Below are 9,201 nucleotides of genomic sequence, written 5' to 3'. Positions count from 1 at the left end.
TAAAGCGATTATAAACCGTTTTCCAGGAGCCATATCGCTCAGGTAAATCGCGCCATGGCGCACCAGAACACAACACCCAGAACATACCGTTGATGACTTTACGATGCTCAGCCCATGGGCGTCCGGCCCGTGGGGATGTAGGTTCAGCAGGCAGTAAGGGCTGGATGATGCTCCATGCTTCATCGGGAAGATCGTATCGGGCCATATCTCAAAGTATTGTGGAAATAAGTAGTTACTATAGCTCAGATGATTAAGGGACACAGCCTAGTGTTATTTATCTTTTCTTTTAAAAAAGGAATAACAATTTCCTTACTAATTCGGCCATTAACTCTCGCTATGTGGCCTAAGCAAGTCAATGCCAATCCGCTAATATCTTCATTTGAGTTATTAGCCATCCTCATAAAGTTCTTTTCAGCCCACTCAACATTATTGATATTGTGGGCTATATAGAGAAGAGTCTCCGATACCTTAGCAATATCATTGGAGTTGAGCAGATTTTCTAAATGGGATTTACTGTCCACAAATTTTTCCTTTCTTTTTTATTTTTCCGGATTTAGTTAAGACTGATTGCTGTTTGTTATCTAAAGCATCCCAATCGCGGACGTGACCATGATATTCATCAACACCATTTTGTAATGCTCTTGTTTTATCTAATACAACAATTTCATTATTACCCACATCAATACCAACTCTTCTTGGTGATCTTGGCTTCACTTGCACTGAATTATTTAAAGCTACTTGTCCATTTGTTGGAGCACGGCTCTTGACGGGATTATCGGTTGTACCATGATATGGTGCGTCTTTATATATTCTATTTCCGCTCAACCCCAGCGGATCGATCCACATCAACGGATTCGGCGCGTACTGATAAAGGTTAATTCCCACCGCCAGCCCAATCGGATCCAGCGTCGTAAATCTGTCAACCACCGGATCAAAATATCTAAACAGATTATAGTGTAGCCCCGTTTTGCTGTCAGCATATTGACCGGCATAGCGCAGCGGCTGGTCTGTCACGGGTTGTCCCTGCCGCAGCTCGACGCTATCCACCGTCTGGCGCCCGACCTCGCCCCATCCGCCGTAATGTCCGCTCCAGCGCACGGCGCCTTTGCCATCGGTCATCTCCAGCGGCGCGCTGTTCAGGTCGGTATGGAGCCAGTACCTCTCGCCGGGGGCGCCGGCTTTCCCTGCCTGGTCGATGCGCGCCAGCGGGCTCCACGGCTCCGCAGGGTCGTAGAGATACGTGCTGCGGCGCTGGTCCTGCGGCGTCAACGCTTGCAGCAGCCGGAACCCCTGCCACACGAAGCGCGTCTCTTCCTCGCGTCCCCGTTTGTACTTCACCCGCTTGCCGGTCCTGCGTCCCAGCGCGTCGTAGGCGTAGAACGCGTCGAACGCGCCCTCCGGCCCCGTTCCCCACGCCCGTATCAGCCGGTTGCCATCGTCATACGCATAGTGCTGCTCGTACAGTCCGTGGCGACGCGCCGTCAGGTTGCCCCAGCGCGTCATTCGAACGTCAACCGGTACCCGGTGCCATCCGGGCGCGTATCAGCCGGTTATCGGCATCGTACGTATAATGTTGCTCCTCCTCACCATTACACCGGCTGATCAGATTGCCCCAGCTATCGTAACGCAGAACAACCGTTGCCAGTGCGCCAGACGGTTATGGGTCACCGCGTCGCTGCCATCGTGCAGGAAATCGCGTACGCTACCGCCCACCGACAAGAAAGGCGATTAAGGTTGACGCATATTCTGCGCCCTTTATCCCTGTTTTTAAAATCTCTCAGCCGGAGCGCTATCAACGTGTCGGCTACCGGCCCAACAGGGGCGATACCTCTACGCCCGCCATCAATATCAGCGGCAAGTGGCTACAGGAAGCCGGGTTCAGCACCGGGCAGCCACTCAAGCTGCGTGTCATGCCGGGCTGCATTGTCATTACCGTGCAGGATTTGCGGGCGTTGTGGCACTGTCTCGAAGGACTCAGCCTGCAACCGTTCGATGAACGCGCCGCCGCCGACTGGCTTAACCGTTTTCCCGGCGGGCTGGATCTGGCGGGGATACTCAATCAGTAAATAACTGAGATTGAACGACAGATAAAATAAAGCAGGAAGGATCTTTATGGTCATTTCCGGCTATTAATACAACATCACTTAATTAAACATAATAAAATTGCTGGCTCTCGCCCTTTGAATTGATATTTATAGTTGACAAACTCTATAATAAATATTATTGCTTCCTTTACTTTTTCATCAGCACCAGAGAAGTTCTTTATATTTAAAGACAAATAGCCATTTTCACTAATATTTATTTTTGTCATCCCTTCATCTGGATATCTAATTCCAAAAATACAATCAATAACTGCATCTATATTTCTTCCAAAAAAATCAGGGAAGCCAAATTTAAAGGCTAATTCATCATATAGTTCATCCATAGTCTTTATGGATGAAAAATTTAAAGTGATAGATTTTTCTATACGCATTATTTCCATCCTCCAAGATCAATCTCCACGAAAGAGTCATAATGATCATGAGTATAGTATGCTTGACCTGTTTTCCTATCAACAACTATTCTTCGTGGGGCATTATTACCTACACCTGGTGTTTTTACCGTCCATTCTATATATGGACCACTACCTGTATCTAAACGCTGACTATTTGGGTTGCCCATAGTATAAATATTACTGAAAGGTGTTCCATCATTTGAATAACGAGGATTATTCAGTTTAATTCTATCAACTGTGTTGTGAATTTCACGCATGTCTTTTTTCGTCATGGTGTAACCTCATTTATCTTTAATCGATGCATGAAGTTACTTTGGATTCTTGGCAAAGTGAGTACATTTTAACCCCAGTGGGTCGATCCACGCCAGAGGATTCGGTGCATACTGGTAGTTATTTAATCCACCAAGCAACCCTATCGGGTCCGGCGCAATAATTTATCCGATTTTCGGATCGTACTACTTGTTTCGGCTGTAAATTACTTTCATTCAGTCATCATAGTGCTGGAAATTGCTCACGCTACCGCCCGCCGACGAGAAAGTTGACTATGCCTTAGGCGCATTCTAAGTCCGACGGCGTGGTAAATAAAGCAGCTAAAACTGAATGTTACTACACGGTGGGATATGCCCCGCACAAACCTGTTGCAAACAGGTTTGAACAGTTTTAACTGGCCCACAGGGCGAGCCTCAGAATGAGGCGAGTAAAACGGCAGACCCGACCCACCGTCTGCGATTAACCTCAAAGGCCGCTGGCTGGAAGAGTCGGGCTTTATAGAAGGAATTGGCTCGCTATCAGGAAATCCTGTTATCACTCTCCCTGTTGCCGGTTGGTATATAACTCGGATCTGCACACCATCTCTTATTTCCCAAGTAACCCAATTCGCTAGTTTTCCTAATTTTGTAAATGCACCACCGGTTCCTTGTTGGGCATACCATTTAGTGGATGCTGAAGTAAGTATGTCAAAGATTTCAGGCGGATGCATTGTGCTGATGGCTGATAATAACGAGGTGCGGGCACTGCACGAGCAGCTTTATCAGGCTAAGTAGGGGGAATGACGAGATTGTTTAGTAGATTAAAAATTATTCAGATAATAAAATACAGGGAAGACCGAGGAATCTCCCCAGTGTTTTTATTACTTTATGACATAATTAAATCGATAGCATATCATCTACATAATCAATTATTTCTGGAGATGATTCTTCTGCTTTTAAACTCTCTCTCCAGAACCTTATGTTATCTAAACTTAAATCAACACCTAAGTTCGCTTGATATATATACATATCACACATCGCACTGATTATATCAAATTTAACATCATTATTATCACTAAGAATAAACATTTCAAATAAAAAAAACCATAAAGATTGGATTGTTTCATTATCTGCAATCGCATCCCTTTTATAAGGTGATGAAAATAAATCATTAATCTCTCCGATTAGCTCATCTAAATTAGGCTGATTATTAGTCAAAGCGATATAAATTTCTTCCATCTTGTTTTTTATAAAATTACTTTTATCAATCATTTTATTTCACCTAAGGAAAAATAGTAGGCTATTCTATAGGGATATGAACATCATTTATGAGACTAGGATTATAACTAGGACTACTTTCCTTAAAAATCCCGGGGGGATGATAATTACCATTAATATCCATACTTTTCTTCCCATCCATTATTCGAACAACCCATCCTTGACTAGCATTCTAACCAGCAGGGGCAGTTGCATCTATGCCATGAATACGAACCGTAGTTTTAGTCCCTATAGAATTAATCCATTTATACTCATATCCATAATCACCAACATAACCCTCAGGTGGAGTTAATTTACGGACCGTTGCTGTTCCAGGAATTTTAATAAGATCCGTACCATCTGGCTTTTTAATTTTATTGCCAGACAATGAACATTTACTCAACCCCAGCGGATCGATCCAACTCAACGCATTCGGCGCATACGCATAGAGGTTAATTCCCCCGCCAGCCCTATCGGGTCATAGGGACGATTTCATCTGGCTTTCGGGTCGTACTACCAATTTTGGCTGTAAACTACCCTCATAACATCGTCATAGTAAAAGAAGTCGCTCACGCTACCGCCCATCCGTTCATTCCTGATTGACTATGACTGACGCGCATTCTACGCCAGATACCCCCGTTTTTAAAATCTCTCAGCCGGAGCGCTATCAGCGTGTCGGCTACCGGCTCAACAGGGTGACACCTCCACGCCCGACATTACCCTCAGCGGCAAGTGGCTACAGGAAGCTGGGGTCAACACCGTGCCGGATTTGCGGCAACTCTGGGACAACCTGCAAGCACTGAGTATCACCCCGTTTGATGAGTATGCCGTCACGCACTGGCTGAATCATTTTCTCGGTAGGCTAGATTTGGCCGGGAACAATCAAGCTGTAAATAACGGGAAATAAAATAAGACTGGGAGAACATTAATAATTTCCTCCCGGTCTATTTATTAATCCCCAGGCTTTTCCCAATATATGGTATCTTCAGTAGCTCTTTCTATATCATCCATATCATCAGTGCCAAGCTCATCATTAAATTTTTCCGACAATACTTTCCTTATATTAGCAAGCTTTGTGCAAACCTCATTTCTATCAATAAAATCAGCAGTTTCCAACTTATACTCCAACACTCTTTTATTTGATATTTCAGGAGCATTATAATAGTAACCTCCTATTTTATTTAGTGAAATAAGAATATAGTTAACCTCTTTAATAATCTCAATAAGTTCCGAACCATTAAAGGTTATCTTTTCGTTTTCTTTTAACATATCACTTTCTCCTAAACACCTGTGGATTGTTCAATTCGACATCACTCTTAATCGTAAGATCTCCACGGTGATAACGAGGGTTAGGAACCCATTCCAATAAATCATTTGGAACATCAGCCTCTATATAGCTTCTTCCTTTCCCTGGCTTTATTTGATATTTTTACTCTGCATCTTTAGGGCTTAACGGTTTATTTTTAGCTGGTTCAAAATATACACGGCTATTATCCTGAGCCTTTATAACTCCACTGTCCATGATTCCGTTAGAACCCTTCCTATTTGTATAGTGACGAACACGAGTTTTTTCAGTTGAACACTTCGCCAGCCCCAACGGATCGATCCATGTCAGCGGATTTGGCGCATAAGCATAAAGGTTCGGCATAGCGCAGCGGCTGATCTATCACGGGTTGTCCCTGCCGCAGCCCGACGCTATCAACGTGTCGGCTACCGGCCCAACAGGGGCGATACCTCTACGCCCGCCATCAATATCAACGGCAAGTGGCTACAGGAAGCCGGGTTCAGCACCGGGCAGCCGCTCAAGCTGCGCGTGATGCCGGGCTGCATTGTCATTACCGTGCAGGATTTGCGGGCGTTGTGGCACTGTCTTGAAGGACTCAGCCTGCAACCGTTTGATGAACGCGCCGCCGCACAATGGCTGAACACCTTTCCCGGCAGGCTGGCGTTAGATACAAGCAGAGAGTTAATCACCAAACAGCCACAACTGAGCGGCAGATAATCATAAGCCGGAAGGATCGTTGCGATCGCTTCCGGCTTTTTCAAACTACTTTAATAATAAAACAATCGAAGGCTCCTGCCCTTTTTCCTTACATTTTAAGCTTACATTTTCAATAGTAACTATTAATGTTTCTTTTATTTCTTCTGTTGTTAAAGAGAAATGATACAACTCTATTAATAAATATTCTGAAGTTGCCACATGAATTTTTGTCATTTCATCTTTCGGATAGCGAAGACTGAACAAACAATCTATTAGCGCATTGATATTCCTACCAAAGAAATCAGGAAATCCGAATAAGCCAGATAACTCATTATAGAAATCATCTAATGTTTTTATCTTGGCAAAGTCTATTTTTACTTTCTTTCCTATCTTCATTACTTCCACCCTCCAAGATTGATCTCTATAAAAGAATCATAATGATCATGGCTGTAGTAAGTTTTCCCTGTATTCGTATCAACTACTATACGCCTTGCTCCATTCCCGCCTATATCTGATGTTTTAACAGTCCATTCTATATATGGTCCACTACCAGTATTCAGACGCTGACTATTAGGATTACCGATAGAGTGAGTGTTATTAAATGTCGTCCCATCATTTGAATAATGAGGTTTATTCAATTTAATTCTATCTACGGTATTTTGAAGTTCGCGCATGTCTCTTTTCGTCATACTGTGACCCCATTTATCTTTAATGGCAGCATGAGCCTGTTTTGGATTCTTAGCTGAATGAGTACATTTCAACCCCAACGGGTCGATCCAAGTAAGCGGATTCGGCGAATAAGCGTAGTTGTTTAATCCACCCGCCAGCCCTATCGGATCCGGTGCAATAATCTATCAGACTTTCGGATCGTACTATCGGTGTTGGCTGTAAACTGCCTTCACAATGTCGTCATAGTGCAGGAAATCGTTCACGCTACCGCCCGCAACGAGAAAGTTGACTATGGCTAACACGCATTCTAAGTTAGACGACGCGGTAAATAAAGCAACCAAAATAGAACGTTACTACACGGTGGAATACGCGCCGCACAAACCTGTTGCAAACAGGTTTGAACAGTTTTAACTGGCCCACAGGGCGAGCCACAGAATGAGGCGAGTAAAACGGCAGAGCCAACCCGCCGTCCGCCATCAACCTCAAGGGCCGCTGGCTGGAAGAGATGGGATTTGATACCGGATACCGGTCGTCGTCACCGTTGAGCGGGGCAGGATTATTATTGAGACGCAGATTAATCTCTGATCGTGTACTAAACAGCAGGTAAAAAATAACCGGAAGGATCATTAAGAACGCTTCCGGTTTTTATTTATTTTTTAGGTTTCCATAAATAATAATCGGCAACTCTCATTTCTTTTAGAATAAGGTCTAAAGGAATATGATCAATATCATCCGCTATTTCATCATACGGTGCAGGGAGATCAATCGAAAAACCAAAATCATCATTAAGTATGATACAACCATTAAAGATACGTTGATTATCAGTAAGTTTAATTATGTCAGACATTCTCATTCCTGTATGCAATGAGTTCATATAATAACCTTTATACTTCTCATTACACCCTACCGATGTAATTAAACCGTCAGCTAACGTAGCGACAGTGATTGTTTCATCAATGACATAAGCCATCCTTTTTTCATTATCAGGCAATAAATAATCAAAAAACCTAATAGTATGATTTGAATACATATCACTTAGATAATCATTGACGTTATCTCTCAACGAGATATTCCCAATCGATTTATTAGAAATTATATCCGCATTGATATCGATCATTTATAACCCACCATTAACTAATATCTTATCAACATAAACAGGAGAGTCTGTAATAAGATCATAATTTTTAAATCCACTGTGACCTATTCGACCATAAACGACATCTTTCCCATTAACATCACGATAAATTTTTAAGTAGTCATTCCCATGAATATTTGATTGAGAAGCGGAACTACCAGGGTGATAGTCTAATTTATAAGTAGTACCTGACTTTGTTGTTTTAACATATTGGATATGTTGGATAGCTCCCGGTTTATCTGCCTGAGGATATGTTTTCGACCATCCTTTCGACGTTAAATAATCATGAACATCCGCAGGTTTTTTCCCCGTCAAATGGTCAGTCCAGCGGCTGGTAATTCTATCTCTATGATTAAATCCTTAGATGAACATTTACTCAACCCCAACGGATCGATCCAAGTCAGCGGATTCGGCGCATACTGATAAAGATTCAGCCCCCCGCCAGCCCCACCGGATCCTGCGTCGTAAATCTGCCAACCACCAGATCAAAATATCTAAACAGATTATAGTGTAGCCCCGTTTCGCTGTCAGCATATTGACCGGCATAGCGCAGCGGCGTTGTCCCTGCCGCAGCTCGACGCTATCCACCGTCTGGCGCCCGACCTCGCCCCATCCGCCGTAATGTCCGCTCCAGCGCACGGCGCCTTTGTCATCGGTCATCTCCAGCGGCGCGCTGTTCAGGTCGGTATGGAGCCAGTACCTCTCGCCGGGGGCGCCGGCTTTCCCCGCCTGGTCGATGCGCGCCAGCGGGCTCCACGGCTCCGCAGGGTCGTAGAGATACGTGCTGCGGCGCTGGTCCTGCGGCGTCAACGCTTGCAATATAAGCCGCTAAATAAAATAGCCGGAAGGATCTTGGGGATCGCTTCCGGCTTTGTTTTTATTTAATTAGCATTGAAGATGTCGTGTAGATCTTTATTGGCATTCAGCGTAACGGTTGAGTTTTTAGCGTTCTGATAATTAAGGATCAATTCACCTTTATTATCATCTTCTATCGCACGAACACCATCGATTACACACAACATTCCGAACACCGCATCGTCAGCAACATATTTCATTATCTTATTAATTAATAATTTACTCTCTTCATTTTGTTTATTATAAAACTCAGATAATTTGATAAGTTCTTTAGCTGGCTTTCTACCTGGAGGAGACTCAAGGATTGAGATCGTGTCTTCCACCGCAGCATCTCTAACCACAGTATTCAATACATCAATAAATTCTTGGGTATCCATTTTTATCACCTTAATTTAATAAAAGCTTCAGGGAACGTTTCTGATCCTACCCACGAATGGTGGACACGCTGTTAAGCGAGTAAAATCGTTAACAAGGTGAACCATGACGCAAGCAAAATCTGTGAAGAAGACATCCCGTAATCAATATACCCCGGAGTTTCGCCAGCAGGCGCTGGCGCTGGCTG

Annotated in this window: 16 protein-coding genes and 5 pseudogenes; 3 read left to right on the top strand and 18 right to left on the bottom strand. The window is 43.8% G+C overall.

What is annotated here, in order from left to right; genetic code table 11:
- From ABRZ26_RS24335 to ABRZ26_RS24325, 3 genes and pseudogenes are all read right to left on the bottom strand, one after another.
- Window positions 1–205: transposase (locus ABRZ26_RS24335; protein ID WP_319602908.1), on the bottom strand; the 205-nt coding region annotated here is incomplete at its 3' end.
- A 37-nt stretch (window positions 206–242) separates the two neighbouring features.
- A complete protein-coding gene (locus tag ABRZ26_RS24330; RefSeq protein ID WP_319606613.1) occupies window positions 243–521 on the bottom strand; it encodes a hypothetical protein in 279 nt (92 codons plus the stop codon).
- 298 nt (window positions 522–819) lie between these two features.
- Window positions 820–1,536 (bottom strand): annotated as a pseudogene (locus tag ABRZ26_RS24325) (RHS repeat-associated core domain-containing protein); the annotation flags it as partial.
- A 191-nt stretch (window positions 1,537–1,727) separates the two neighbouring features.
- Here ABRZ26_RS24325 and ABRZ26_RS24315 point away from each other — a divergent pair.
- Entirely contained in the window at window positions 1,728–2,066 is a 339-nt protein-coding gene (locus ABRZ26_RS24315; RefSeq protein ID WP_319606616.1) for a SymE family type I addiction module toxin, read from the top strand.
- A 74-nt stretch (window positions 2,067–2,140) separates the two neighbouring features.
- Here the strand turns inward: ABRZ26_RS24315 and ABRZ26_RS24310 are convergent, their stop codons facing one another.
- The 8 genes and pseudogenes from ABRZ26_RS24310 to ABRZ26_RS24275 form a co-directional block, all read right to left on the bottom strand.
- The gene (locus tag ABRZ26_RS24310) at window positions 2,141–2,473 is read right to left on the bottom strand and encodes a barstar family protein (RefSeq protein ID WP_319606612.1); all 333 of its coding nucleotides are present in this window, start codon (window positions 2,471–2,473) and stop codon (window positions 2,141–2,143) included.
- Complete coding sequence (locus tag ABRZ26_RS24305; RefSeq protein ID WP_319606611.1) at window positions 2,473–2,766, bottom strand: ribonuclease domain-containing protein; 294 nt, start codon at window positions 2,764–2,766, stop codon at window positions 2,473–2,475. The genes ABRZ26_RS24310 and ABRZ26_RS24305 overlap by 1 nt, the downstream gene beginning before the upstream one ends.
- Before the next feature lie 36 nt (window positions 2,767–2,802).
- Window positions 2,803–2,925: an RHS repeat domain-containing protein gene (locus ABRZ26_RS24300; protein ID WP_319606615.1), complete on the bottom strand. Its 123-nt coding sequence runs from the start codon at window positions 2,923–2,925 to the stop codon at window positions 2,803–2,805.
- Window positions 2,926–3,639: 714 nt separating this feature from the next.
- Window positions 3,640–4,014 carry a hypothetical protein gene (locus ABRZ26_RS24290; RefSeq protein WP_319606610.1) on the bottom strand — a complete coding sequence of 125 codons (375 nt, stop codon included), beginning with the start codon at window positions 4,012–4,014 and terminating at the stop codon, window positions 3,640–3,642.
- Window positions 4,015–4,042: 28 nt separating this feature from the next.
- Window positions 4,043–4,387: pseudogene (locus ABRZ26_RS24285) on the bottom strand (polymorphic toxin type 30 domain-containing protein).
- Window positions 4,388–4,479: pseudogene (locus ABRZ26_RS25180) on the bottom strand (RHS repeat-associated core domain-containing protein); the annotation flags it as partial.
- 471 nt (window positions 4,480–4,950) lie between these two features.
- The gene (locus ABRZ26_RS24280; RefSeq protein WP_319606609.1) at window positions 4,951–5,268 is read right to left on the bottom strand and encodes a hypothetical protein; all 318 of its coding nucleotides are present in this window, start codon (window positions 5,266–5,268) and stop codon (window positions 4,951–4,953) included.
- Window positions 5,269–5,428: 160 nt separating this feature from the next.
- Window positions 5,429–5,647: an HYD1 signature containing ADP-ribosyltransferase family protein gene (locus ABRZ26_RS24275; protein ID WP_319606608.1), complete on the bottom strand. Its 219-nt coding sequence runs from the start codon at window positions 5,645–5,647 to the stop codon at window positions 5,429–5,431.
- Here ABRZ26_RS24275 and ABRZ26_RS24270 point away from each other — a divergent pair.
- Window positions 5,600–6,001: a SymE family type I addiction module toxin gene (locus ABRZ26_RS24270; protein WP_319606614.1), complete on the top strand. Its 402-nt coding sequence runs from the start codon at window positions 5,600–5,602 to the stop codon at window positions 5,999–6,001. The genes ABRZ26_RS24275 and ABRZ26_RS24270 overlap by 48 nt on opposite strands.
- A gap of 45 nt (window positions 6,002–6,046) precedes the next feature.
- Here the strand turns inward: ABRZ26_RS24270 and ABRZ26_RS24265 are convergent, their stop codons facing one another.
- The 3 genes and pseudogenes from ABRZ26_RS24265 to ABRZ26_RS24255 form a co-directional block, all read right to left on the bottom strand.
- Window positions 6,047–6,376, bottom strand: coding sequence for a barstar family protein (locus ABRZ26_RS24265; RefSeq protein ID WP_319606607.1), 330 nt, complete (start codon window positions 6,374–6,376; stop codon window positions 6,047–6,049).
- Window positions 6,376–6,669: a ribonuclease domain-containing protein gene (locus ABRZ26_RS24260; RefSeq protein ID WP_319606606.1), complete on the bottom strand. Its 294-nt coding sequence runs from the start codon at window positions 6,667–6,669 to the stop codon at window positions 6,376–6,378. The genes ABRZ26_RS24265 and ABRZ26_RS24260 overlap by 1 nt, the downstream gene beginning before the upstream one ends.
- Before the next feature lie 62 nt (window positions 6,670–6,731).
- Window positions 6,732–6,819 (bottom strand): annotated as a pseudogene (locus ABRZ26_RS24255) (RHS repeat-associated core domain-containing protein); the annotation flags it as partial.
- A 305-nt stretch (window positions 6,820–7,124) separates the two neighbouring features.
- Here ABRZ26_RS24255 and ABRZ26_RS24250 point away from each other — a divergent pair.
- The gene (locus ABRZ26_RS24250; RefSeq protein ID WP_349830385.1) at window positions 7,125–7,256 is read left to right on the top strand and encodes a SymE family type I addiction module toxin; all 132 of its coding nucleotides are present in this window, start codon (window positions 7,125–7,127) and stop codon (window positions 7,254–7,256) included.
- A gap of 42 nt (window positions 7,257–7,298) precedes the next feature.
- On the opposite strand, the gene ABRZ26_RS24245 is transcribed toward ABRZ26_RS24250, so the two are convergent.
- The 4 genes and pseudogenes from ABRZ26_RS24245 to ABRZ26_RS24230 all read right to left on the bottom strand — a co-directional run bounded on the left by ABRZ26_RS24245 (window position 7,299) and on the right by ABRZ26_RS24230 (window position 9,016).
- Window positions 7,299–7,766, bottom strand: coding sequence for a hypothetical protein (locus ABRZ26_RS24245; protein WP_319606605.1), 468 nt, complete (start codon window positions 7,764–7,766; stop codon window positions 7,299–7,301).
- Entirely contained in the window at window positions 7,767–8,099 is a 333-nt protein-coding gene (locus ABRZ26_RS24240) for a hypothetical protein (protein WP_319606604.1), read from the bottom strand.
- Between the two features lie 53 nt (window positions 8,100–8,152).
- Window positions 8,153–8,585 (bottom strand): annotated as a pseudogene (locus ABRZ26_RS24235) (RHS repeat-associated core domain-containing protein); the annotation flags it as partial.
- Between the two features lie 80 nt (window positions 8,586–8,665).
- A complete protein-coding gene (locus ABRZ26_RS24230; protein WP_319606603.1) occupies window positions 8,666–9,016 on the bottom strand; it encodes a hypothetical protein in 351 nt (116 codons plus the stop codon).
- Between the last annotated feature and the right edge of the window lie 185 nt (window positions 9,017–9,201).

The sequence above is a fragment of the Brenneria sp. L4-2C genome (assembly GCF_040240335.1).
In the GTDB taxonomy this organism is placed as follows: Bacteria; Pseudomonadota; Gammaproteobacteria; order Enterobacterales; family Enterobacteriaceae; genus Brenneria.
The sequence above is the reverse complement of the archived record's forward strand: the minus strand, read 5'-3'. Positions and strand labels throughout refer to the sequence as shown.

Coding starts and splice junctions, on each gene's coding strand:
- ABRZ26_RS24280 (WP_319606609.1), bottom strand. CDS start 5,268: ATGTTAAAAGAAAACGAAAAGATAACCTTTAATGGTTCGGAACTTATT.
- ABRZ26_RS24305 (WP_319606611.1), bottom strand. CDS start 2,766: ATGACGAAAAAAGACATGCGTGAAATTCACAACACAGTTGATAGAATT.
- ABRZ26_RS24290 (WP_319606610.1), bottom strand. CDS start 4,014: ATGATTGATAAAAGTAATTTTATAAAAAACAAGATGGAAGAAATTTAT.
- ABRZ26_RS24230 (WP_319606603.1), bottom strand. CDS start 9,016: ATGGATACCCAAGAATTTATTGATGTATTGAATACTGTGGTTAGAGAT.
- ABRZ26_RS24245 (WP_319606605.1), bottom strand. CDS start 7,766: ATGATCGATATCAATGCGGATATAATTTCTAATAAATCGATTGGGAAT.
- ABRZ26_RS24265 (WP_319606607.1), bottom strand. CDS start 6,376: ATGAAGATAGGAAAGAAAGTAAAAATAGACTTTGCCAAGATAAAAACA.
- ABRZ26_RS24275 (WP_319606608.1), bottom strand. CDS start 5,647: ATGCCGAACCTTTATGCTTATGCGCCAAATCCGCTGACATGGATCGAT.
- ABRZ26_RS24310 (WP_319606612.1), bottom strand. CDS start 2,473: ATGCGTATAGAAAAATCTATCACTTTAAATTTTTCATCCATAAAGACT.
- ABRZ26_RS24260 (WP_319606606.1), bottom strand. CDS start 6,669: ATGACGAAAAGAGACATGCGCGAACTTCAAAATACCGTAGATAGAATT.